General features: G+C 71.2%; 18 protein-coding genes and 1 pseudogene. 14 read left to right on the top strand and 5 right to left on the bottom strand.

Features of this window, described 5'->3' with window-relative positions; genetic code table 11:
- Window positions 1-40: 40 nt before the first annotated feature.
- Window positions 41-664, bottom strand: coding sequence for a cyclodeaminase/cyclohydrolase family protein (locus ABEA87_RS08470; protein ID WP_345627654.1), 624 nt, complete (start codon window positions 662-664; stop codon window positions 41-43).
- Window positions 665-1,069: 405 nt separating this feature from the next.
- Here ABEA87_RS08470 and ABEA87_RS08465 point away from each other — a divergent pair, with 405 nt between their 5' ends.
- The 5 genes and pseudogenes from ABEA87_RS08465 to miaB all read left to right on the top strand — a co-directional run bounded on the left by ABEA87_RS08465 (window position 1,070) and on the right by miaB (window position 7,580).
- On the top strand, window positions 1,070-1,270 hold the full coding sequence (locus ABEA87_RS08465; RefSeq protein ID WP_345627652.1) for a DUF3046 domain-containing protein: 201 nt from the start codon (window positions 1,070-1,072) through the stop codon (window positions 1,268-1,270).
- 180 nt (window positions 1,271-1,450) lie between these two features.
- The gene (recA, locus tag ABEA87_RS08460) at window positions 1,451-2,503 is read left to right on the top strand and encodes a recombinase RecA (protein WP_345627650.1); all 1,053 of its coding nucleotides are present in this window, start codon (window positions 1,451-1,453) and stop codon (window positions 2,501-2,503) included.
- Between the two features lie 476 nt (window positions 2,504-2,979).
- Window positions 2,980-3,627: pseudogene (locus ABEA87_RS08455) on the top strand (regulatory protein RecX); the annotation flags it as partial.
- Between the two features lie 381 nt (window positions 3,628-4,008).
- Entirely contained in the window at window positions 4,009-5,790 is a 1,782-nt protein-coding gene (rny, locus tag ABEA87_RS08450) for a ribonuclease Y (RefSeq protein WP_345627648.1), read from the top strand.
- Between the two features lie 266 nt (window positions 5,791-6,056).
- Window positions 6,057-7,580 (top strand): tRNA (N6-isopentenyl adenosine(37)-C2)-methylthiotransferase MiaB, encoded by a 1,524-nt coding sequence (gene miaB / locus ABEA87_RS08445; protein WP_345627647.1) that lies wholly within the window; start codon window positions 6,057-6,059, stop codon window positions 7,578-7,580.
- Between the two features lie 48 nt (window positions 7,581-7,628).
- On the opposite strand, the gene ABEA87_RS08440 is transcribed toward miaB, so the two are convergent.
- The gene (locus tag ABEA87_RS08440) at window positions 7,629-8,837 is read right to left on the bottom strand and encodes a DUF349 domain-containing protein (protein WP_345627645.1); all 1,209 of its coding nucleotides are present in this window, start codon (window positions 8,835-8,837) and stop codon (window positions 7,629-7,631) included.
- 271 nt (window positions 8,838-9,108) lie between these two features.
- Between ABEA87_RS08440 and ABEA87_RS08435 the strand changes: the two genes are divergently transcribed.
- Both ABEA87_RS08435 and dapF read left to right on the top strand, forming a co-directional pair.
- A complete protein-coding gene (locus tag ABEA87_RS08435; RefSeq protein WP_345627644.1) occupies window positions 9,109-9,915 on the top strand; it encodes a class III extradiol ring-cleavage dioxygenase family protein in 807 nt (268 codons plus the stop codon).
- Between the two features lie 134 nt (window positions 9,916-10,049).
- Entirely contained in the window at window positions 10,050-10,865 is an 816-nt protein-coding gene (gene dapF / locus ABEA87_RS08430; protein WP_345627642.1) for a diaminopimelate epimerase, read from the top strand.
- Window positions 10,866-10,875: 10 nt separating this feature from the next.
- Here dapF and ABEA87_RS08425 read toward each other — a convergent pair whose 3' ends face one another.
- On the bottom strand, window positions 10,876-12,312 hold the full coding sequence (locus ABEA87_RS08425) for an NAD-dependent malic enzyme (protein ID WP_345627640.1): 1,437 nt from the start codon (window positions 12,310-12,312) through the stop codon (window positions 10,876-10,878).
- A gap of 137 nt (window positions 12,313-12,449) precedes the next feature.
- Here ABEA87_RS08425 and hflX point away from each other — a divergent pair, with 137 nt between their 5' ends.
- Window positions 12,450-13,943 carry a GTPase HflX gene (hflX, locus tag ABEA87_RS08420; RefSeq protein ID WP_345627638.1) on the top strand — a complete coding sequence of 498 codons (1,494 nt, stop codon included), beginning with the start codon at window positions 12,450-12,452 and terminating at the stop codon, window positions 13,941-13,943.
- Window positions 13,944-13,996: 53 nt separating this feature from the next.
- Entirely contained in the window at window positions 13,997-15,847 is a 1,851-nt protein-coding gene (locus ABEA87_RS08415) for a hypothetical protein (protein ID WP_345627636.1), read from the top strand.
- A gap of 78 nt (window positions 15,848-15,925) precedes the next feature.
- On the opposite strand, the gene lexA is transcribed toward ABEA87_RS08415, so the two are convergent.
- Window positions 15,926-16,762, bottom strand: coding sequence for a transcriptional repressor LexA (gene lexA / locus ABEA87_RS08410; protein WP_425570798.1), 837 nt, complete (start codon window positions 16,760-16,762; stop codon window positions 15,926-15,928).
- A gap of 285 nt (window positions 16,763-17,047) precedes the next feature.
- Here lexA and ABEA87_RS08405 point away from each other — a divergent pair, with 285 nt between their 5' ends.
- The 4 genes from ABEA87_RS08405 to ABEA87_RS08390 all read left to right on the top strand — a co-directional run bounded on the left by ABEA87_RS08405 (window position 17,048) and on the right by ABEA87_RS08390 (window position 22,085).
- Window positions 17,048-17,299, top strand: coding sequence for a LysM peptidoglycan-binding domain-containing protein (locus ABEA87_RS08405; RefSeq protein WP_345627634.1), 252 nt, complete (start codon window positions 17,048-17,050; stop codon window positions 17,297-17,299).
- Window positions 17,300-17,633: 334 nt separating this feature from the next.
- Window positions 17,634-18,140, top strand: coding sequence for a transcriptional regulator NrdR (gene nrdR, locus ABEA87_RS08400; RefSeq protein ID WP_345627632.1), 507 nt, complete (start codon window positions 17,634-17,636; stop codon window positions 18,138-18,140).
- A 62-nt stretch (window positions 18,141-18,202) separates the two neighbouring features.
- The gene (locus ABEA87_RS08395; RefSeq protein WP_345627630.1) at window positions 18,203-21,091 is read left to right on the top strand and encodes a vitamin B12-dependent ribonucleotide reductase; all 2,889 of its coding nucleotides are present in this window, start codon (window positions 18,203-18,205) and stop codon (window positions 21,089-21,091) included.
- 157 nt (window positions 21,092-21,248) lie between these two features.
- A complete protein-coding gene (locus tag ABEA87_RS08390) occupies window positions 21,249-22,085 on the top strand; it encodes a hypothetical protein (protein ID WP_345627628.1) in 837 nt (278 codons plus the stop codon).
- Here ABEA87_RS08390 and ABEA87_RS08385 read toward each other — a convergent pair.
- Window positions 22,072-22,671, bottom strand: coding sequence for a TetR/AcrR family transcriptional regulator (locus ABEA87_RS08385; RefSeq protein ID WP_345627626.1), 600 nt, complete (start codon window positions 22,669-22,671; stop codon window positions 22,072-22,074). The genes ABEA87_RS08390 and ABEA87_RS08385 overlap by 14 nt on opposite strands.
- Window positions 22,672-22,755: 84 nt before the next feature.
- Between ABEA87_RS08385 and ABEA87_RS08380 the strand changes: the two genes are divergently transcribed.
- Window positions 22,756-23,388, top strand: coding sequence for an NAD(P)-dependent oxidoreductase (locus ABEA87_RS08380; RefSeq protein WP_345627625.1), 633 nt, complete (start codon window positions 22,756-22,758; stop codon window positions 23,386-23,388).
- The last annotated feature ends 42 nt before the right edge of the window (window positions 23,389-23,430 follow it).

Raw genomic sequence — 23,430 nt, 5'->3', positions numbered from 1 at the left:
CCCCTACCTCGCGATCCACCCGCCGACGGGAGGCTCCCGGCTAGCCCGAGACGCCCCGCCGCACGTTGCCGACGATCTCCCGACCCAGCTGGCCCGTCGCCACGTGAGCGTCCAGTTCCCGGCGCAGCTCGGAGCGGACGGTCTCGTCCTTCAGCGTGGCCAGGTTGACCTCGACGTTGATCGCGGCGGACTCCAGCGCGGACACTGCCAGCGACGCCGCCACCCCGACATCGGAGAGCACGTTGCGGTTGGACCGGCCGGGCAGCGACGCCGCCAGTTCGATGATCCGTGCGGCCACCCCGGCGACCCGCAGCGGGGGCTGGGCGGCCTCGGCGGTGGCCGTCTGGATCGCCAGGCTCCGCGCCGCCTTCTCCTCGTCGGTCTGCTTCGCCAAGCCGTAGGCGGCCATCACCGCGTCGAACGCGGCCTGATCGGCCCCCGCCAGCTCCAGCGCGCGCAGGCGCAACTGCCGGGCCTCCTCGCCGATCGGCCGGACGTACGCCTCATGTTCGGCGTACGCGTTCTTGCCGACGGTCAGGTTGACCACCATCTCGACCAGTGCGGCACCGGAGGCCGCCGCGAGTGCGGCGGCCGCGCCGCCGCCGGGTGTTGAGGCTGACGAGCCCAACTGCTCCAGCCAGTCTCCAAGCATCTCCTGCTGCACGTAAGGACCCTAGCAACGCGGCGTACCGCCCGATGCCGCGCCCGCCCGCTGTCACATCCGCCCCTCGGGCTTCACCGTCCCGGCTCCCGTCCGGGCTCCCGTCCGGGCTGCGCCGCACCGTCCGGGCTCCGCCGCCCGGGCGGGCGCTGGGCCGGGCCGGGTTCGGCGGGCCCCGGCATCGGTGGCCTGGCATTGACGGTCGGTGCATCGACGGTCCGGGCATTGACGGTCGGGCATCGCGTCCGGTCTGGGTATCGCCCTCCGGTCTGTCCCGGGTCCCGCGAAACCTGCCGATCGCCCCCCGGATGGCTCGGCCGAAATGGCGCCGGCCGGCCGCCCCGGGCCGGGGTACCGTTGCCGGGTCGGCGCCCCGCGGCCGCGGGGCTGACCTCGAAGGGGTGCGACGTGCGGCTGACCGACTTCTGGTACCGGCTGGACCAGGTCTTCGGGCCTGGTTACGCGGCCAGCGTCGCCGCCGACCAGGTGCTGCCCCAGCTTGGCGGCCGGACCATCCAGCAGGCCCTGGCCGCGGGGGAGGAGACCGTCGTGGTCTGGCGCGCGGTCGTGGCGGCCTATCCGGACCGGGTACCTAAGACAATCCGCTGACCTCGGGGTGTCGCTCCATGCGTCGTACACCTGTACGGGTATTGTCCACAGCATGGTGCTTATCCACAGGGCTCGGCCAGTCGGCTGTTTTCTGTCGGACCCAGCGCCTAGCGTGTCCGCGTGACCAAGAGTTCCTCGGCCAAGACATCAGCGAAATCCGCGAACGTAGGGGTGGCAGCGATGGGAGCAGCAGCGCCTGACCGCGAGAAGGCACTCGACCTTGCCCTCGCGCAGATCGATAAACAGTTCGGCAAGGGCTCAGTCATGCGCATGGGCGAGCGGCCGGTGGTCCCGATGGCGGTGATCCCGACCGGCTCGATCGCCCTGGACGTGGCGCTCGGCGTGGGTGGCCTGCCGCGCGGCCGGATCATTGAGGTCTACGGGCCGGAGTCCAGCGGTAAGACCACGGTCGCCCTCCACGCGGTGGCCAACGCGCAGGCCGCCGGCGGCATCGCGGCGTTCATCGACGCCGAGCACGCGCTCGACGCCGACTACGCCCGGGCGCTCGGGGTCGACACCGACGCGCTGCTGGTCTCGCAGCCCGACACCGGTGAGCAGGCGCTGGAGATCGCGGACATGCTGGTCCGCTCCGGCGCGCTGGACGTGATCGTGATCGACTCGGTGGCCGCCCTGGTGCCGCGCGCCGAGATCGAGGGCGAGATGGGCGACAGCCACGTCGGCCTGCAGGCCCGGCTGATGAGCCAGGCGCTGCGGAAGATCACCGGTGCGCTCAACAATTCCGGTACCACCGCGATCTTCATCAACCAGCTGCGCGAGAAGATCGGTGTCATGTTCGGCAGCCCCGAGACGACGACCGGTGGCAAGGCGCTCAAGTTCTACGCCTCGGTGCGGCTGGACGTGCGGCGCATCGAGAGTCTGAAGGACGGCGGGGACGCGGTCGGCAACCGGACCCGGGTCAAGGTAGTGAAGAACAAGGTGGCCTCGCCGTTCAAGCAGGCCGAGTTCGACATCATCTACGGGCACGGCATCTCGCGGGAGGGTTCGCTCATTGACGTCGGCGTCGAGCAGAGCATCATCCGCAAGTCCGGCGCCTGGTACACCTACGACGGCGACCAGCTCGGCCAGGGCAAGGAGAACGCCCGCAAGTTCATGAAGGAGAACCCCGACGTGGCCGCCGAGATCGAGAAGAAGATTCTCGAGAAGCTGGGCGTGGGCGCCGGGCTGGCGACCGATGCTGCCGGCGGCCCCGAGGTCGTCGCGGTTGACTTCTGATCGTGCCGGCTAGGCGACGCGGCGCTCGCACCGGGCGGGGCTGGGATGCCGCTCCACCCCGTCCTCGTCAAGACTCGCCGCCGGCCGGGTCGGCCGCGACCTCGGACGACGAGGTCACCTGGGCCGCCGCGGACGATCCGCTGTGGACTCCGGAGGAGGACACGTACACCCGCGCCCCGGCCCCGGCCCGGGGCCGCGAGCCGGGCGGGGGCGGCGGCCTCGGTGCCCGGGTCGCCGGTGACCGAGGCTCCAGTGACCGAGGCTCCGAGGACCGAGGCTCCGAGGACCGAGGCTCCGAGGACCGAGGCTCCGAGGACCGGTCCGCCGACGACTGGGCGGCCGACGACCTGGTCGTCGAGGGCCGGGCCGTTGACGACCAAGGCGCCGACGAACGCGGTGCGCGGGAGTCGCGCGAGCGAGGCGGCCGGGGCCGCTCACGGTGGGGCGACGGCCGGGCCGGAGGCGGCCGAGGCGGTCGCGGGCGCGACGGCGGCGGGCGAGACGGTGGCGGGCGCGACGGTGGCGGGCAGGGCAGCGGCGGGCGGGACGATGCTGAGCGTCGGCCGGAGCCGCCCCGGGACCCCGCCCAGGTGGCCCGGGACATCTGCCTGCAGCAGCTGGCGGTCCGTCCCCGTACCAGGTCCGAGCTTGCGGCCGTGCTGCATAAACGGGGCATCTCCGACCAAGTGGCGACCGAGGTCCTCGACCGTTATGACGAGGTAGGGCTGATCGACGATGCCGCCTTCGCCAAGGCGTGGGTCACCAGCCGGCACCACGGCAAGGGGCTGGCCCGTCGGGCACTCGCCGGCGAGCTGAAGAAGCGCGGGGTCGACGGTGAACTGGTCGGGGCCGCCCTGGAGGAGGTCGACCAGGAGACCGAGGCGGCCACCGCGCGAGCGCTGGTGGACCGGAGGCTGCGTAGCATGCCGGCCGTGTCGCCCGAGGCCGTGTTCCGTCGGCTGGTCGGGATGCTCGCCCGGAAGGGGTACCCGCCGGGGCTGGCGATCACCGTGGTCAAGGAGGCGGTCGCGGCCCGGAGGGACGAGATCGGGGAGTTCGCCGACGTCGTCGATCCGGACGACCTGCCCGATCTGGTCGGCGAGACCGACGATCCGATCCGCTGACCCCCCGTCGGCCGAAATAACGATGCGGACGTTTCCCCTGGTAGGCGAGGCGTAGCAGTCTGTACCGGCTGCTGTCCGATCAGGTGTTCTTGACCGAACCGGTATCGGACACCTAGCCTCGGGTTACCAGAGGAGAACGTCCGACCATCGCGGCTAACCGCACAACATAGATCGCATAACAGTACGACATCATTTTGTCGCGGTTACGCGGCATGCACCACCTTTCGTCGACGCACGGTCAATGCGCGACGACTTGGCGTACCCGCTTTACGGCACCATCGCCGTACGGCACCGTTGACCGCACCCGCGCATCGGACGTCTCCTCGACCGGGCAACGCGCTCTGGCTTCCCTAGCCCGGCGCGGCGGGAAGGGAGGCGGCCGTGACAGCCCTCGTCGTGGTTCTCGTGGGCGTGGTCGTCATACTCGTCGCCCTCGTCGCCGTGGGCCTCGTCGCGACCCTCCGGGTCGTGCGTCCGCTGCGTACCGAGCAGTCGGGCGCGGCGCAGCTGGCCGACGACGAGGGGTTCGTCGCCGAGCGGGACCGGCAGGAACAGTCTCTGGCCGCGCTGCGCGACGCCGCCGACGAGGCCAGCACCGTGGCGGAGGAGGCGCGGGCCAAGGCCACCACCGCGCGTACCGAGCTGGCCGCGGCCAAGGCCGAGGCGAACGCGGCCCGCGCGGAGGCCAAGCGGGTGCTCGCCGCCGCGCACACCGAGGCCGACACCATCCTGGAGCGCGCTCACCGGCAGGCCGAGCAGGACGCCGAGCAGGCCCGGGTGACGGCCCGGCGCACCGGCGAACGGGAGATCGCCATGCTCACCGCGACGGCCCGGGAGCAGTCCGCCGATGCCGAGCGCCGGCAGCAGCGGCTCGACGAGCGCGAGCGGCTGCTCGCCGAGGAGGCCGAGCGCCTCGCCGAGCGGGACCGCCGGATCGCCGCCTCCGAGCTGGACCTGACCGAGCGGGAGACCGGCCTGCTGGGCAGGGAGAACGCGATCACCCAGCTGGAGGAGGACCGCCACCGCGAGCTGGAACGGGTGGCCGGGCTGACCGCCGACATGGCCAAGTCCGAGCTCATCGAGGGGATCGAGACGCAGGCCAAGCGCGAGGCCGCGCTGCTGGTCCGGGACATCGAGAGCGACGCGCGCAACACCGCCGACCAGCGGGCCCGGCACATCGTGGTGGACGCCATCCAGCGGGTGGCCAGCGAGCAGACCGCGGAGAGCGTGGTCAGCGTCCTGCACCTGCCGACCGACGAGATGAAGGGCCGCATCATCGGCCGCGAGGGCCGCAACATCCGTGCCTTCGAGTCGGTCACCGGGGTCAACCTGATCATCGATGACACGCCCGAGGCGGTGCTGCTGTCCTGCTTTGATCCGGTACGCAGGGAGATCGGCCGGCTGACCCTGGAGAAGCTGGTACTCGACGGGCGAATCCATCCGCACCGCATCGAGGAGGTCTTCGACCTCGCCAAGCACGAGGTGGAGCGGCTGTGCCTGCGGGCGGCCGAGGACGCTCTGGTCGAGGTCGGCATCACCGATCTGCATCCCGAACTGATCGCGCTGTTGGGCCGCCTCCGCTACCGCACCAGCTACGGGCAGAACGTGCTCAAGCACCTTGTAGAGACCGCTCACATCTCCGGAATCATGGCGGCCGAGCTGCGGCTGGACGCCCCGTTGATCAAGCGGTGCGCGTTCCTGCACGACATCGGGAAGGCGCTGACCCACGAGGTCGAGGGCAGCCACGCGCTGATCGGCGCCGACCTGGCCCGCAAGTACGGCGAGGCCGAGGAGGTGGTGCACGCGATCGAGGCGCACCACAACGAGGTACCGCCGCAGACCATCGAGGCCGTCCTCACCCAGGCGTCGGACGCCTGCTCCGGCGGCCGGCCGGGGGCTCGGCGGGAGAGCCTGGAGGCGTACGTCAAGCGGCTGGAGCGGATCGAGGAGATCGCCGGCGGCAAGCAGGGAGTGGAGAAGGTCTTCGCCATGCAGGCCGGCCGGGAGATCCGGGTAATGGTCAAGCCGGACGACGTGGACGACATCGGCGCCGCGGTGCTGGCCCGGGACGTGGCCAAGCAGATCGAAGAGGAGCTGACCTACCCCGGCCAGATCCGGGTCACGGTCGTGCGCGAATCGAGGGTCACCGAGATCGCCCGCTGAGCCGGGGAGGGCCCGCCGGTCCTGACGCACTCGCCCCGGACTCCGCCCCTCGCGCGGACGCCTACGTTTGAGGGGCGCAGCCGGAGCCGGGGTGTGGCGGAGGCGAGCACCTCTCCAGCTACGTTTGAGGGGCGCAGCCGGAGCCGGGGTGTGGCGGAGGCGAGCACCTCTCCAGCTACGTTCGAGGGGCGCAGCCGGAGCCGGGGTGTGGCGGAGGCGAGCACCTCTCCAGCTACTCTGGGTGGTCGACGAGAAGGGGCCGAGAGGTGCCAAGAAGTTTCAAGGTCGTGACGTACGGCTGCCAGATGAACACGCACGACTCGGAGCGCATCTCCGGTCTGCTGGAGACTGCCGGATATGTCCGAGCCGACGAAGCCGACACACCGGACGTCGTCGTCTTCAACACCTGCGCGGTCAGGGAGAACGCCGACAACCGGCTGTACGGCAACCTCGGCCACCTGCGCCCCACCAAGCTGAACCACCCGGGCATGCAGATCGCGGTCGGGGGCTGCCTGGCGCAGAAGGACCGGGGCGACATCGTCACCAAGGCGCCCTGGGTCGACGTGGTCTTCGGTACCCACAACATCGGATCACTGCCCGCGCTGCTCGACCGCGCCCGGCACAATGAGCAGGCCGAGGTCGAAATCCTCGAATCCCTCGAGGTCTTCCCGTCGACGCTGCCCACCCGGCGCGAGTCCAACTACGCGGGCTGGGTCTCGATCTCGGTGGGCTGCAACAACACCTGCACGTTCTGCATAGTCCCGTCGCTGCGGGGCCGGGAGCGCGACCGCCGGCCGGGCGAGATCCTGGCCGAGATCGAGGCGCTGGTCGCCGAGGGGGTCCTCGAGATCACGCTGCTGGGCCAGAACGTCAACTCCTACGGCGTCGAGTTCGGCGACCGGTACGCGTTCGGCAAGCTGCTGCGCGCCTGCGGCGGGATCGACGGTCTGGAGCGGGTCCGGTTCACCAGCCCGCACCCCAAGGACTTCACCGACGACGTGATCGCCGCCATGGCCGAGACGCCCAACGTGTGCCATCAGCTGCACATGCCGCTGCAGTCGGGCTCGGACGCGGTGCTGCGGGCGATGCGGCGCAGCTACCGGCAGGATCGGTACCTCGGGATCATCGACAAGGTGCGCGCCGCGATGCCGGACGCCGCGATCACCACCGACATCATCGTGGGCTTCCCCGGCGAGACCGAGGAGGACTTCGAGCAGACGCTGCACGTGGTCCGGGAGGCCCGGTTCGCCAGCGCGTTCACCTTCCAGTACTCCAAGCGGCCCGGTACCCCCGCGGCGATCATGGACGGCCAACTGCCCAAGGAGATCGTCCAGGACCGGTACGACCGGCTGGTCGCCACGCTGGAGGACATCACCTGGGCGGAGAACAAGAAGTTCGTGGGCCGCACCGTCGAGGTGCTCGTCGCCGTCGGCGAGGGGCGCAAGGACGGGGCCACCGGCCGGATGTCCGGCCGGGCGCGGGACGGGCGCCTGGTGCACTTCAACGCCAAGGACCAGGATGCGATCCGACCGGGCGACATCGTCGAGGCGACGATCACCTACGCCGCGCCGCACCACCTCAACGCGGACGGTGAGCTGGTCTCGCATCGCCGTACCCGGGCGGGCGACGCCCACCAGGCCGGTCGGACGCCGCGTACCCCTGGGGTCTCCCTGGGCATGCCCACCCTCGGCGCGCCGGCACCGGCGAACCCGACCGACCGGTCTGGCTCGGCGAGCCTGGCCGCGCACGGCGCTCCGGGCCACTCGCCGGCGGAGTGCGGCTGTAAATGACCGAGGCGCCCACCGTAACGGTGAACGCCCCGATCTCTATGTGGTGTTTCAGTTGGTGTGCTCTGCCAGCTCCAGGAACTGGCGCTTAGCGGAGAGGGCCTGCTCGGCCTCCCGGATGCGCTTCGCGTCGCCGGCCGTCTTGGCGCGGGCCAACCTCGCCTCGGCCTCGGCGACCTGCTCCCGCATCTGAACCAGCAGCGGGTTGTCGGCCGGCGAGGTGCGCCGCCACGCGATGTCCATGGCGCCCCGCACCTTGTCCTCGACCGCGCGCAGCCGCCGGTCCAGCCCGGCTGCGGCGTCCCGGGACACTCGCCCGGCGTCGTGCCACTGGCCCTGGATCTCCCGGAGCTTGGCCTGCGCGGCCTTGGGATCCGTGTCGACGTCGAGCGCCTCGGCCTGGGCCAGCAACTCGTGCCGGCGGTCCAGGCTGGCCTTCTGCTCGGCGTCACGGGCCGAGAAGACCTCGCTACGCCGCGCGAAGAACGCGTCCTGAGCGGCCCTGAACCGTTCCCACAGGCGCTGCTCGACCTCCTTCGACGCGCGGGGTGCGGCCTTCCACTCGCTCATCAGCTCCTTGAGCCGGTTGGCGGTGGGTGCCCACTCAGTGGAGCTGGACAGTGACTCGGCCTCGGTGACCAGCTCCTCCTTGCGGGACTGGGCCTGCTTGCGGGCCCCGTCGAGGGTGGCGAAGTGCGCGCCACGACGCCGGGTGAAGGTGTCCCGGGCCGTTGCGTAGCGCTTCCACAACTCTCCGTCACTCTTCCGGTCGACCCCCCGAATGGTCTTCCACTCGTCGAGGATCTCCTTGAGCCGGTCGCCGGCCGACTTCCAGCTGGTCGAGTCGGCCGCTATCTGCTCGGCCTCGGCGACCAGCGCGGTCTTGTGTGCGACCGCTTCGGCCCGGGCGGCGCTACGGGCGGCATGCACCTCACCGACCTTCGCATCGGCCGCCGCGGTCAGCTTGTCGAGACGCTCCCGCAGTGCGTCGATGTCGCCGACCACGTGCGGTTCGTCCAGCTCGCCGCGCAGCTCCTTGATCCTGGCGAGGGCGTGCTGGGCGTCGCCCGCACCGGTGCCGAGACGGGTCTCGATCAGGTTGACCTCGGTGACCACGCCGTCGAAGCGGCGCGCGAAGTGCGCCAACCCCTCCTCGGGACTGCCGGCCTGCCAGGAACCGACAACACGCTCACCGTCGGCGGTCTTCACATAGACTGTGCCTTCATCGTCGATCCGGCCGAAGGCGGTCCAGTCGCTCATGCGATCGCCGCCCTGCTCTCGGCAGATCCGCGCGTACCGCCGGGACAGTGCCCCGTCGCGCCGAGCCCTCCGCTTCGCTCGCTCATGCCCAACCTCGTTCTCCCGGTGCCCTCCGGGCGTCCCCGGTGGCGCCGCCACAGCGCAGTGACTTTCTCCCCGGCATTCTCACAGGTCCGCCCCCGTCCCCGTCGAGCCACTGGCGACGACCGTGACCATACGGTGTCCTGGCGGGTCTATGGGAGCGATTTCTGCGTCCGGTTACGGTTGATCCGTGCCACTCGTCGCAGCCGCGGTCTGCCCGTGCCCGCCGATACTCATCCCGGAGGTCGCCGGGGGCGCGGCCGCGGAGCTTGATGATCTTCGAGCGATTTGTGACGCGGCCGTCGACCGGTTGTTGACCGCCGGCCCCGACGGGATCTTGATCTTGGGTACCGGCGCGAAGACCGCCTGGCGCGCGCCCGACGAGTACGGCACGCTCGCGCCCTGGGGGGTTCCGCTGGAGGTGGTACCGGGCCGGCGCGGCCACCCGAGCCTCCCGCTCAGCCTGACCGTGGGGGCGTGGCTGCTGTCCCGGCGCGCCGACCTGACGTCGGCCCCTCCCGCCGGCTCGGCCGACGCGACGGTGGCCGGAACGGCGACGGTGAGTGTGACGGCGACGGTGGCGGGCACGGCGACGGTGGGCGGCACGGTCGCGGTGGGGATGGCCAGCGTGGCCGCCGACGAGCCGCCCGCGGGCTGCGCGGCCTTCGGCCGGGACCGGTGCGCGCCCTGGCTCCCGCGGGTGGCGCTGCTCGTGATGGGGGACGGGTCGGCCTGGCGGGCCGAGCCGCCGTCGGGGTACGCCGACCCCCGTGCCACGGTCCTCGACGGGATGACCGCCAAGGCGTTGGCCGCGGCGGACCTCGATGGGCTGCTGGCCCTGGACCCGGCGCTGGCGACCGAGCTGACGGCGGCCGGCCGGCCGGCGTGGCAGGCACTGGCCGGGGCGGCGGCCGGTGCGGACTGGCGCGCCGAACTGCTGTATGACGCGGCGCCGTACGGGGTCGGCTACCTGGTGGCCTCCTGGGTGCGGGCCTGACAGCAGTTCCGGGGTGTACCCGCCGGGGGATCCCCGTGGGCACTCTCCGGGGCCTGGTCGGCGGCCCGGCACCCGCTTGGCGATCCAGGCGACCTTGGCGGGCGTCCGCCCGGCGGGCGAGGAACAATGGTGCCATGTACTTCGCTAAGGGCCACGGCACCGGCAACGACTTCGTGGTGCTGCCCGACCCCGACGGTGGGATCGAGCTGACCCCGCAACTGGTCTCGACGCTGTGCGCCAGGCACTTCGGCATCGGCGCGGACGGGGTGCTGCGGGTGGTGCGCTCGGCGAAGCACCCGGATGCGGCCCGGTACGCCGGGGACGCCGAGTGGTTCATGGACTACCACAACGCCGACGGCTCGGTGGCCGAGATGTGCGGCAACGGGGTGCGCGTCTTCGCCCGGTACCTGACCTCCTACGGGCTGGTCCACGCCACCCGGTTCCCGATCGCGACCCGGGCCGGCCTGGTCACCGTGGACGTGGCGGCCAACGAGGTCAGCGCCGAGATGACCCGGCCGGTGGTGGGCGGCGCCTCGGCGGCCCGGCTGGGCGAGCGCGAGTACCCGGGCACCACGGCGGACGTCGGCAACCCGCACCTGGTCTGCCCGGTCGACGACGTGTCCACGGTGGACCTGTCCGAGCCGCCGATCCTGGACGCCACGGTGTTCCCGGAGTCGGCCAATGTCGAGTTCATCGCCGGTGCCGAGCCGGTGGCAGGGGCCGACCTGCACGTACGCATGCGGGTATATGAGCGCGGCTCCGCCGAGACGCTCTCCTGCGGTACGGGTGCCTGTGCCGTGGCCGCCGTCGCGCTCGGTACGGCCGGGCTGGACACCGGCACGGTCGCGGTGGATCTCCCCGGTGGCCGGCTCACCATCGCCATCGATCGGGACCGTTGCGTGTTGACCGGTCCGGCGCTGATCGTGGCCACCGGGGACGTGCTCGTCTAGCGCGGCTCGCTCACTCGTCGGTCTCGGCCGGGTCGGGAGCGTCCGGATCTGCCTGCGGCCCCTTGGCGACCTGCCTGATCGCCGCCGCTACGGCGGGGGCGACCCGGGAGTCGAAGACGCTGGGGATGATCACCGAGGCGTTGATCTTCTCCTGGCCGATCGTGTCGGCGATGGCCCGCGCCGCCGCCAGCGCCATCTCCTCGGTGAACTGCCGGGCCTGGGCGTCCAGCATGCCCCGGAACACGCCGGGGAAGGCGAGCACGTTGTTGATCTGGTTCGGCTGGTCGGAGCGGCCGGTGGCCACGATCGCCGCATGCTCCCTGGCCTCCCGGGGGTCCACCTCGGGGTCGGGGTTGGCCAGCGCGAAGACGATCGCGTCCTTGGCCATGGTGGCGACGTCGTCGCCGGTGAGCAGGTTCGGCGCGCTGACCCCGATGAAGACGTCGGCGCCGTTGACCGCACCCGGTAGGTCGCCGGAGTAGTTGTCGGCGTTGGTGTTGTCCGCCAGCCACTGCCAGGCCGGCCCCAGGCCGGTCATGCCCCGGTGCAGCGCGCCGGCCCGGTCGTACGCGATGACGTCGCCGACGCCCTGGCGCAGCAGCAGCTTGATGATCGCCGTACCGGCGGCTCCCGCGCCCGAGACGACCACCCGTACCTTGGCGAGATCCTTGCCCACCACGCGCAGCGCGTTGGTCAGCGCGGCCAGCACCACGATGGCGGTCCCGTGCTGGTCGTCGTGGAAGACCGGGATGTCCAGCTTCTCGCGCAGCCGGGCCTCGATCTCGAAGCAGCGCGGCGCGGCGATGTCCTCCAGGTTGATCCCGCCGTAGGCCGGTGCGATCGCCGTCACGATTCGGATGATCTCTTCGGTGTCCTGGGTGTCGAGCACCACGGGCCAGGCGTCCACCCCGCCGAACCGCTTGAACAGGGCGGCCTTGCCCTCCATCACCGGCAGCGCCGCGGCCGGGCCGATGTTGCCCAGGCCGAGCACCGCCGAGCCGTCGGTCACCACGGCGATGGTGTTGCGCTTGATGGTCAGGCGGCGGGCGTCGTCGGGGTTCTCGGCGATCGCCAGGCAGACCCGGGCCACCCCGGGGGTGTACGCGCGGGACAGTTCGTCACGGGTGCGCAGGGCGACCTTGGGGTGAACCTCGATCTTGCCGCCGAGGTGGAGGAGGAAGGTGCGGTCGGAGACCTTGCGTACCTCGACCCCGTCCAGCTTTCGCAGCGCGGCGACGACCTGTTCGGCGTGGCCCGCGTCGGCCGTATCACAGGTGAGGTCGGCGATGACCCTCAGGTGGTCGGAATCCACCACGTCCAGGGCGGTCACGATGCCGCCGGCCTCGCCCACACAGGTCGTGAGGCGGCCGATGGCCGACGCGTCCGCGGTGACCGCGACCCGGATGGTGATGGAAAAGCCGGCGCTGGGCAGGGCTCTGCTGGGCACGATGATCCTTTCGGCGCGGTGCCGGCCCCGGATCGGACCGGGCGGGCGGCGTGTGGGGGCCGCTGCTCGTATTGTTCCTCGCACTCGCCCGGAATGTTGATGCGGCCGGCGCGCGGCCGTGTCACGCTTGTCCCAACATGACTAACGAACTCTTCACCGACGAATTTCTCGCGGCTGACCAGGGCCGCGCCGCGGATCTGGCCTACGGGTCGGCCGACGATGACGTCAACACGGGAGACTTCGAGCTCGAGGAGCGGCATTCGCTGCGGCGGGTAGCCGGCCTGTCGACCGAATTATCCGATATTACCGAGGTTGAGTACCGGCAACTCCGGCTCGAGCGGGTAGTGCTCGTCGGGGTGTGGACCGAAGGCAGCGTCGCCGACGCGGAGAACTCGCTCGTCGAGCTCGCCGCGCTCGCCGAGACGGCCGGTTCCCAGGTGCTGGAGGGCCTCATCCAGCGGCGGCGTGGCCGCCCCGACGCGTCCACGTTCATCGGCCGGGGGAAGGTCGCCGAGGTGCGCTCGGTGGTCCTCGCCACCGGGGCGGACACGGTGATCTGTGACGGCGAGCTGTCGCCCGGCCAGCTGCGCGCGCTGGAGCAGGAGACCAAGGTCAAGGTCATCGACCGCACGGCGCTGATTCTGGACATCTTCGCCCAGCACGCCAAGAGCAAAGAGGGCAAGGCCCAGGTCGAACTGGCCCAACTCCAGTACTTCCTTCCCCGCCTGCGCGGTTGGGGCGAGGCGCTTTCCCGGCAGACCGGTGGTAGCGGCCGTGGCGGCGGCGCCGGTGGCGGCGTCGGCCTGCGCGGCCCCGGTGAGACCAAGCTGGAGATGGACCGTCGGCGTATCCGCATCCGGATCTCCCGGCTCAAGCGGCAGATCAGCGCGATGCGCACGATGCGGGACACCAAGCGGTCCGGCCGGCGGCGCAACGCCATCCCGAGCGTGGCCATCGCCGGGTACACCAATGCCGGCAAGTCGAGCCTGCTCAACCGGCTGACCGGTGCCGGGGTTCTGGTGGAGAACGCGCTGTTCGCCACGCTGGACCCGACCACCCGGCAGGCGCAGACCAGTGACGGGCGCGTCTACACGCTGTCCGACACCGTGGGTTTCGTCCGGCACCTGCCGCACCAGCTGGTTGAGGCGTTCCGCTCCACGCTGGAGGAGGTCGGCCAGGCCGACCTCATGGTGCACGTGGTCGACGGCGCCCACCCCGACCCCGAGGAGCAGGTCCGGGCGGTCCGCGAGGTGCTGGCCGAGGTGGGCGCGGACAAGCTGCCCGAACTGCTGGTCGTCAACAAGATGGACGCGGCCGACGAGGAGTCGCTGCTCCGCCTCAAGCGGGAGTGGCCGGACGCCGTTTTCGTCTCGGCGCGCACCGGCGTCGGCATCGACCAGCTGCAGGAGGCGATCGAGGCTCGGCTGCCGCGTCCGGCGATCGAGATGTCGGTTCTCTTGCCGTATGACCGGGGTGACCTGGTCGCCCGGATCCATCGCTGGGGCGAGGTGCTGGAGACCGAGCACGGCGGCACCGGCACCACGCTCCGGGTACGGGTCGGCAAGGTACTGGCGGCCGAACTCGAGCGGTATCTGGTCACGGTCAGCCCCGTGACTGGTTACTCTCAGTGATCCGCCTACCTCCGGTATCCCCGTAAACCCCGACGCTCTGTAAGACTGTGCGGATGCGACGTTTTGCGCTGGCGGCCATCGGGGTGTTGGGACTGGTACTCCTACCGCTCACGTCTGCCTATGCGGACCCGAGCCCGGCCGCGAGCATCCCGGTGCCGACGGCCACACCCGGACAATCGGTGTGCAAGGTGGACGAGGACCTGCACTCGCTGTCCGGGCTCACCGCGACCGCCAACGGGTACGCCGTAGTGGACAGGGCCGACACGAGCGGCCTGGTGATGCGGGTCTACCAGCTAGACAGCAAGTGCCAGCGCATCAGCCCGTCGCTCAAGTACAGCGGGAGCGGGCCGCGTGATCCACGCGACATCCAGCTCAGCACCGACGGCAAGGACTACTGGGTCGCGGACACCGGGGACGACCTGCAGACTCCGGACCGGCCGACCATCGCGCTGTGGAAGGTTCCGGTCGACCCGGACGACTCGGCCACGCTGTACCACTTTTCGTTTCCCGACGGTGACGGCCCGTGGAACGTGGACGCGATGCTGATGGGCAGCAGCGGATCACCGGTCTTCGTCACCCACCCGCTGTCCGGTGCGGCCGGCATCTACGTCCCGACCGCGGCGCCGGGCTCTTCCACGGTGCCGTTGAGAAAGGTGGGCCAGTTCACACCGCAGCGCACCGGCACTCCCAACAAGCTCGGGCCGGACACCGCGAGCGCGGTCACCGGCGGCGCCGTGTCGCCGGACGGCAAGAAGGTCGTGCTGCGCACCTACTCCGACGCGTACGAGTGGGACGTCACCAATGGCGACATCGTCAAGGCGCTGACCACCGGCACCCCGCGGATCACCCCGCTGGAGAACGAGGACCAGGGCGAGGCGATCACCTACAGCCACGACGGGAAGTACTTCCTCACCGTCCAGGACCTTTCGACGGGCAACCAGACCACGATGCTGCGCTACACCCCGTCCACGTTGGTCCCGATCGCGAAGCCGGCCTCGACCGGCGGGTCGGGCGGCAGCGGCGGCAAGAGCTGGTTCAGTAGCCTCTCCTTCGACCAGGTCACTGCCCTGGTAGGAGTGGTCGGCGTCATCGGGCTGGGCATGCTGGCCGCCGGGATCGTCGGCATCGTGCGGTTCCGCAAGCGCCAGCCGACGGCCGCGCCGGCCGGTGAACTCGACGTCGACGAGGGGCGGGCGAGGCCTCAGGAGGTGCTCGCCGGCGCCGCGTCGGTGCCGGCGCGGGACGGGCGGCCTCCGCGTGATCGCGGCCGGCCGGGCGGGGCGGTCTACGGCGCCGGCGGAACCGCGCGCGCGCCCGAGGACGGATACCTCAACGCCGGGGCCGGCGGCCGGCCCGGTGGCTCCCCGCCGCCGCGTGGGCGCTCGGCGCCGCCGCCCGCCGGTGGCACGTACCGCGCGGGCGGTGATGGTCCCCGGGACGGTGACCGGTCGGGCGGCACGTACCGCGGCGGCGGTGACGCCCCGCGCGACGGCGACCGGTCGGGCGGCACGTACCGCGGCGGCGGTGACGGCCCACGCGACGGCGACCGGTCGGGTGGCACCTACCGTGGCGGCTCCCCGTCCGGTGCCGATCGTGCCGGGCGCGACCGGGGTGGCCGCGATGGAGGTGGCCGCGACCGTGGCGGCCGCGACCGTGGTGGCCGCGATGGGGGTGGCGCCGATCGCGGGAGTGGTACCTACTCGGGCGGCACGTACTCCAGCGGTGGGTTCGAGCCCCCGGCGGCGGCCTCGCCGCCACCACCCCGTACCGGCGGCGGCATCGCCCGTTCCCATCGTCCCGAGCGGCGCGGCTCACATGGCGCCGCCCCGCCGCCACCGCGCCGGGGCGGCTACGCGGAGGAGCACGACGGCTTCGACGATCTCCGGCGGCTCAGCGAGGAATAGGCCCCCGACGGGCCACGACTTGCGGCCTGCCCGACTTGGCGGGCCGGCAGGCCCCGGTGTGCCCACTGGCGGGCCGGGTCAGACCCGGCGCAGCACCGCCACGACCCGGCCGAGGATGGTCGCGTCGTCGCCGGGGATCGGCTCGAAGGCGTCGTTGTGCGGCATCAGCCAGACGTGACCGTCGCGCTGCCGGTAGGTCTTCACGGTCGCCTCGCCGTCCAGCATGGCGGCCACGATCTCGCCGCTCTCGGCCTCGGGCTGCTGCCGCACGACCACCCAGTCGCCGTCGCAGATGGCGGCGTCGAGCATCGAGTTGCCCTTGACCTGGAGCAGGAACAGGGTGCCCTCGCCGACCAGCTCGCGCGGCAGCGGAAAGACGTCCTCGATCGACTGCTCCGCCAGGATCGGGCCACCGGCGGCGATCCGGCCGACCAGCGGCACGTAGGCGGGTGCCGGGTGAGCGGCCCGGGCGGCCGCCTCCTCCTCGGCGCTGGGCTCGATCGGCGGACGCACGTCGACCGCGCGCGGCCGGTTTGGGTCGCGCCGCAGGTACCCCTTCTTCTCCAGCTCCTTGAGCTGGTAGGCAACGCTGGACGGGGAGACGAGGCCGACCGCCTCACCGATCTCCCGGACGCTCGGCGGGTAGCCGTGGTGCTCCACCCAGCCGCGGATGAACTCGATGATTCGCCGTTGCCGGGCGGTCAGGTTCTCCGCGGCGACTTCCGGGATGCTGGCCGAGACAGAGGTGACCGCGCGTAGCGGACCGGCCGCCGCGACAGTGCGCGCGCCGGCCCGGCCACCGGCGCGTCGCCGGGCGTCCAGTGAGGCGGGCTCACGGGTCCCCTGCTCGCGCGCACCGTTCGTGTGTCCGGGGTCAGCGGCTCGCCGCGATGCGGTGCGATCCTCGCTCGACACGTGGGTCTCTCCCTTGTCGGCACTTCTGGTGGGTTTTCGTGGCACTGACCGTATCCCGAAGACCCGACAACTTCAAACATCTGTACGACGTGTCGTGCCCACTCTCTCGACGTGGGTCCCGCTGGTCTGGTAGACCTTCGTACGTAAGTTCTATCGAACCTCCGTTCGATTACGGGGTTCCATCGAGCTTCCGTCTGACCCAGGGGGATGTTCATGGCGACGATGGGCTACCCAGCGCGCCGCTCACGGCAGGCCGTCCGGCTAACCCGGCGTGGCCGGCTGGTAGTGTTGATCTTGCTTTTCCTGCTCGTCGGCGGCGGCGCCGTGCTCGCCGCGTCGGCCGGCGACGCCGCGTCACCACCGAGGCCCGCGCCGAGCGTGGTCGTCCGGCCGGGCGACACGCTCTGGTCCATCGCCGCGCGGTATGACCCGGGTCCGGACCCGTTCCGCGTGATCGAGGAGATCCGCCGGCTCAACCGGCTGCCCGGATACACGATCGAGGTGGGGCAGCTGCTCACCCTGCCCCGGCATCGTTGACCGGCCCGCGGCTGCTGATCTTGACGGTGATCCGCGGGCGCGACCGCGCGGAGCGTGTCGGCTGGGCTCGGCCGGGGGCGCGGAAGTGATGGAAGCCCGACTGAGACCCGCGATACGAGTGTCTGGGTTGCGCGGCGGATGACGGTGGGACTAACGTTCAACCACAACATCTAGTAGTTACAGAGGTGTAAGTCATCCACAGGTTGTGGATGACGCGCCCACCGGCTTGACATGCCGCCTCGAAGTCGCTAGCTGGCCGCGCCTGGCGCTGTCGGCTTCGTTCGGTGTGCCCGAGGGCGGATGGCACCGGACCGAAGCGATCGGAGGTGGGGCAATGCGTTGCCCGTACTGTCGCCACGCCGACTCGCGAGTCGTTGACTCCCGAGAGGCCGAGGACGGCCAGTTGATCCGGCGGCGCCGGGCCTGCCCGGAGTGCGGCAAGCGGTTCACGACCGTCGAGGAGGCGGTCCTCGCGGTGGTCAAGCGCAGTGGGGTGACCGAGCCGTTCAGCCGAGTCAAGATCATGACTGGCGTGCGTAAGGCGTGCCAGGGCCGGCCGGTGGATGAAGACGCGATAGCGCTGCTGGCACAGAAGGTCGAGGAGACGATCCGCGCGCGTGGTGCGGCCGAGGTGCCCAGCCACGAGGTGGGTCTGGCGATCCTCGGGCCGCTGCGCGATCTGGACGAGGTGGCCTATCTGCGGTTCGCCAGCGTCTACCGGTCCTTCGATTCGTTGGGCGACTTCGAGCGGGAAATCGCGTCTCTGCGCGCCGACCGACAGCAGGGGCCGGACGCCGCGGGACCAGCCGGAGCGCAGCGTCAGCCGGCTCCGGTCGGCTGAACTAGTCAGTTTTCACAGTTGAGGAAGCACGGTGGGTTAGCCGTGACGGCGAGGGGGATGGCATGACGGGTGCCGTAGGTACGTCATCGGGCACGGGCGATCGGGGCAAGACAGCCGCGGCAGCGGGCGGGCTGCACGTCGAGCGGGTGTGGACGACCGAGGGGGTCCACCCGTACGACGAGGTGAGCTGGGAGCGCCGGGACGTCGTGATGACGAACTGGCGGGACGGTTCGATCAACTTTGAGCAGCACGGCGTCGAGTTCCCCGACTCGTGGAGCGTCAACGCGGGGAACATCGTCACCACCAAGTACTTCCGGGGCGCCGTCGGCACTCCGGAGCGGGAGTGGAGCCTGCGCCAACTGATCGACCGGGTGGTGCACACCTACCGCAAGACCGGTGAGGAGCACGGCTACTTCGCCAGTGCCGCCGACGCGGAGGTGTTCGAGCACGAGCTCACCTGGATGCTGCTGCACCAGGTCTTCAGCTTCAACTCGCCGGTGTGGTTCAACGTGGGCACCGCGTCGCCGCAGCAGGTTTCGGCGTGCTTCATCCTCGCCGTCGACGACTCGATGGACGCCATCCTCGACTGGTACAAGGAGGAGGGCCTGATCTTCAAGGGCGGCTCGGGGTCCGGGGTGAACCTGTCCCGCATCCGCTCCTCCCGGGAACTGCTCACCAGCGGCGGCACCGCGTCCGGCCCGGTCAGCTTCATGCGCGGCGCGGACGCCTCCGCGGGCACCATCAAGTCCGGCGGCGCGACCCGTCGGGCGGCCAAGATGGTCATCCTCGACGTGGACCACCCCGACATCGAGGAGTTCATCGCCACCAAGGCGCGCGAGGAAGACAAGATCCGGGCGCTGCGCGACGCCGGGTTCGACATGGACCTGGGCGGTACGGACATCGTCAGCGTCCAGTACCAGAACGCCAACAACTCGGTGCGGGTATCCGGCGAGTTCATGCGCGCGGTGGAGGACGGCGGCAGCTTCTCGCTGCGCGGCCGGCTGGACGGCGCCGTGATCGAGACCATCGACGCCAAGGAGCTGTTCGGCAAGATCGCGCAGGCCGCCTGGGAGTGCGCTGACCCGGGCCTGCAGTACGACGACGTCATCAACGACTGGCACACCTGCCCGGAGAGCGGCCGGATCACCGCGTCGAACCCGTGCTCGGAGTACATGCACCTGGACAATTCCTCGTGCAACCTGGCCTCGCTGAACCTGCTGAAGTTCCTCCGCTCGGACGGCTCGTTCGAGGTGGAGAAGCTGGTCAAGACGGTCGAGTTCGTGATCACCGCGATGGACATCTCGATCACGTTCGCCGACTTCCCGACCGAGAAGATCGGCGAGACCAGCCGGGCGTACCGCCAGCTCGGCATCGGGTACGCGAACATCGGTGCGCTGCTGATGGCGTCCGGCCTGCCGTACGACTCGGACGAGGGGCGCTCGGTCGCGGCCGGGATCAGCTCGCTGATGACCGGCACCGCGTACCGCCGCTCGGCGGAGCTGGCCGGTGTCGTCGGCCCGTACGACGGGTACGCCCGCAACGCGACCGGCCACCAGCGGGTCATGCGCAAGCACGCGGAGGCCAGCGACGCGGTCGTCGCCCGCGGCAGCAACGCCACCGCGCTGCTGAAGGAGGCCGCCAAGCAGTGGCGGCGGGGCAACCAGATCGGCGCCCGCAACGGCTGGCGCAACTCGCAGGCGTCGGTCCTCGCGCCCACCGGCACGATCGGCCTGATGATGGACTGCGACACCACCGGCATCGAGCCCGACCTCGCCCTGGTCAAGTTCAAGAAGCTGGTCGGCGGCGGCTCGATGCAGATCGTCAACCAGACCGTGCCGCGGGCGCTGCGCAGCCTCGGGTACCCGGAGGAGCAGGTCGAGGCGATCGTCGAGCACATCGCCGAGCACGGCCACGTGATCGACGCGCCCGGCCTGAAGCCGGAGCACTACCCGGTCTTCGACTGCGCGATGGGGGAGCGGTCGATCGCGCCGATGGGGCACGTGCGGATGATGGCCGCGGTGCAGCCGTTCATCTCCGGTGCCATCTCCAAGACCGTCAACATGCCGGAGTCGGCGACGGTCGAGGACGTGGCGCACATCTACCTCGAGGGCTGGAAGCTCGGCCTCAAGGCGCTGGCGATCTACCGGGACAACTGCAAGGTCGGCCAGCCGCTGTCGGTGGCGAAGAAGTCCAGCGAGCCGGCCTCGGCGCCCACCGCGACCGCGTCGGCCGCGGTGGAGAAGGTCGTCGAGTACCGGCCGGTGCGCAAGCGGCTGCCCAAGAAGCGCCCGTCCGAGACGGTCTCCTTCTCGGTCGGCGGTGCCGAGGGCTACCTGACCGCCTCGTCCTACCCGGATGACGGCCTGGGCGAGGTCTTCCTCAAGATGTCCAAGCAGGGCTCGACGCTGGCCGGGGTGATGGACGCCTTCTCGGTGGCCATCTCAATCGGCCTGCAGTACGGCGTGCCGCTGGAGACCTACGTCTCGAAGTTCACCAACATGCGCTTCGAGCCGGCCGGCATGACCGACGACCCGGACATCCGGATGGCCGCGTCGGTGATGGACTACATCTTCCGGCGGCTGGCGCTGGACTTCCTGCCCTATGACCGCCGGGCCGAACTCGGGATCTTCACGGCCGAGGAGCGCGCCGCGCAGCTGCGCGCGGAGGCGGCCGGTGGCGGCGAGGAGTCGGTGGACCTGACGGCGCTGGCAGCGTCGGCGCCGGTGGCGCCCGCGGGCAGCACGGAGAAGCCGAGCCGGCCGGTGGCGCCGGCGGAGGCGCGGGTGGAGGACCGGCCCGCGGGCCGCGTCGGCTCGTCGACGGAGCTGTTGGAGCTAGTGCAGGGCAAGGCGGCGGACGCACCGCTGTGCTTCACCTGCGGCACCAAGATGCGCCCGGCCGGCAGCTGCTACGTCTGCGAGGGCTGCGGCTCGACCAGCGGCTGCAGCTGACCTCGACCCGTCGTTCAGGTCGAACTCGTTCTGACAGCAGGGGAGCCGGGCATCGTCCGGCTCCCCTGTCCGTTGCCGGCCGGTGGAGCGCCATCGGGAAGTCCTTGGCGTGCCGGCCGTGATCTTGGTTCGATCGGTGCTCTGGTAGAACTTGACCATGGTCGACGCTCAGCTCTCCGGCCGGGCCTTCATCGATGCGATGCCGCAGGCCGTCTGGCGGCAGCGCGAACTGCTGGCCGGGCTGCTTGACGCGGTACGCGCCGAGCCGACGGTGCGCTTCCTCGAACTCGGCTGCTCGCTGGCCCGAGGCGCCGGTGACGAGCGATCCGACATCGACTGCGCCGTCGGCGTGGCGGACGAGCACTGGCCCGACGCACTGCGCCACGGCCGGTGGCTCGCCGCGCGGCTCGGCGCGGCGGCGGACCAGCTGGCGCAGCAGCTGCCGGGGCGCGGCGACGAGCCGTCCTGGCACCTGTTCACGCTGTACCAGGACGGCAGCCAGCTCAGCATGGTGCTGCTCCCGGCGTCCTGGCGGGCCGGGCTAAGGCCACACGCGGTAGCGCTCTACGACCCCGACGGCCGCCTCGCCCGGCCCTGGCGGCCGAGCAGTTTCGGGGTGGAGCCGGAGACGGTGCGGGAGTGGGCCGCCCTGGGCTGGATCGCGCTCGGCGACCTGGCCAAGTACCTCGACCGGGGATCGGTGTGGGAGGCGCACCAGCGGCTCGAGGAGGCCCGTACCCAGGTCTGGCGGTTGATCGCGATCGCGCGGGAGGTGCCGTACCCGGTCCGCGGCCTGACCTCGATCCTCGACCAGCCGGCCCCGGTGCTGCCCGACGGCATCGAGGCGACCGTCGCCGGCCTGGAGCCGGAGGCGCTGCGCGCCGCCGCGGTGGCGACCGCCGGCCTGTTGGCGGAGGCGACCGCCGCGGCCGGCCGGGTGATGCCGTTCGAACCGCCGGACGGGCTGCGCGCCTGGGTGCTCACCCGGCTGTGAGGCCCAGCGCTCGCAGCGCAGAGTCCGCGATGGACTCGCTGTACGCGGTCGCGTCCGCCGGATCGGGTTCCCGGCCGGCGAAATGCGCCAGGAAGGCGTACTGGAAGCACGCGCCCAGCAGCATCGCCGCCACCGCCGCCGGATCCGCCTCCGCCGCCACCCGGCCCAGCGCCTGTTCCTTGCGCAGGTACTCGGCAAGGCCCTCGACGGCCCGGTGCGGGCCGAGGTTGCCCTGTGCCAGTGCCTCACGGTGCCGGGCCAGCAGTCGCGGCTCGGCGAACGTGGCGGCGAAGACGGGGAAGCTGTCGAGGTAGAAGTCGACGGCCGCGCGCAGCATCTCCGCCAGGTTCTCCCGCACGGTGTCCCGCCCGACCCGGCCGATCAGTGCCTTCATCACCGGCAGGAAAGGTGGTACCCGGCCCCGCAGCAGTTCGACGAACAGGTCCTCCTTGTCCTCGAAGTGCTTGTACAGCGTCGCTTCGGAGAAGCCGGCCGCCCTCGCGATCTCCTTGGTCGTGGCGTTGTTCAGCCCGCGCGTGCGCATCACGTGCATGGCCGCGTCGAGGATGGTGTCGCGCGTTCCCACCGCTGGCTCCCGTTGACAGGTGAGTGTTCGCTTACCGATACTAGGTGAGTGAGCACTCACTAACCACCGAAACGAGGATGGGCCATGAAGATCGCTGTGTTCGGTGCCACCGGTGGCACCGGCGCCCACATCGTCCGCCAGGGGCTCGACGCCGGCCACGACGTGATCGCGGTCGTCCGCGATCCGGCCCGGCTCGGGTTGCCGCCGTCCGGCCGGCTGACCGTGCTGGCGGCCCCGGTCACCGACGCGGAGGCGATCCTCCCCGCGGTCGAGCCGGCCGACGCCATCGTCTCCGGGCTCGGCCCGCGCCCGGGCGACCAGGCCGGCATCTGCTCCACCGGCACGGCGACGATCATTCAGGCGATGGAGAAGGCGGGCCGGGCGCGGCTGGTCGTGATCTCGGCCAGCGGCCCGTACGTCGACGAGGGGGACGGGCTCCTGGCCCGCTATGTGGCCAAGCCGCTGCTCGGGCGGTTGCTGCGGGACGGCTTCGATGATCTGCGCCGGATGGAGCAGCTGGTGCGCGCGAGCGGACTGCAATGGACGATCATGCGCCCGCCGCGGCTGACGAACCGGGCGAGCACCGGCCGTTACCGCACCGCCGTCGACCGCAATACCCGCGGCATCAGGGTGTCCCGGGCGGACCTGGCCACCGCGACCCTGCGGGTGCTCGACGACCCCGCGACGGCGGGCCACAGCATCGGGGTCGCCAACTGAGGGCGTTCGGCGGCTCCGGCCGCCGCCGCGCACGGGCGGCGG

This window comes from Rugosimonospora acidiphila (genome assembly GCF_039543385.1).
In the GTDB taxonomy this organism is placed as follows: domain Bacteria; phylum Actinomycetota; class Actinomycetes; order Mycobacteriales; family Micromonosporaceae; genus Rugosimonospora; species Rugosimonospora acidiphila.
This window is presented reverse-complemented; position numbering and strand designations above follow the sequence as displayed.

Excerpts from the sequence above, each read along its gene's own strand:
- ABEA87_RS08380 (WP_345627625.1), top strand. The coding sequence starts at position 22,756 with ATGAAGATCGCTGTGTTCGGTGCCACCGGTGGCACCGGCGCCCACATC.
- recA (WP_345627650.1), top strand. The coding sequence starts at position 1,451 with ATGGGAGCAGCAGCGCCTGACCGCGAGAAGGCACTCGACCTTGCCCTC.
- hflX (WP_345627638.1), top strand. The coding sequence starts at position 12,450 with ATGACTAACGAACTCTTCACCGACGAATTTCTCGCGGCTGACCAGGGC.
- ABEA87_RS08395 (WP_345627630.1), top strand. The coding sequence starts at position 18,203 with ATGACGGGTGCCGTAGGTACGTCATCGGGCACGGGCGATCGGGGCAAG.
- ABEA87_RS08415 (WP_345627636.1), top strand. The coding sequence starts at position 13,997 with ATGCGACGTTTTGCGCTGGCGGCCATCGGGGTGTTGGGACTGGTACTC.
- ABEA87_RS08390 (WP_345627628.1), top strand. The coding sequence starts at position 21,249 with ATGGTCGACGCTCAGCTCTCCGGCCGGGCCTTCATCGATGCGATGCCG.
- ABEA87_RS08440 (WP_345627645.1), bottom strand. The coding sequence starts at position 8,837 with ATGAGCGACTGGACCGCCTTCGGCCGGATCGACGATGAAGGCACAGTC.
- nrdR (WP_345627632.1), top strand. The coding sequence starts at position 17,634 with ATGCGTTGCCCGTACTGTCGCCACGCCGACTCGCGAGTCGTTGACTCC.
- dapF (WP_345627642.1), top strand. The coding sequence starts at position 10,050 with ATGTACTTCGCTAAGGGCCACGGCACCGGCAACGACTTCGTGGTGCTG.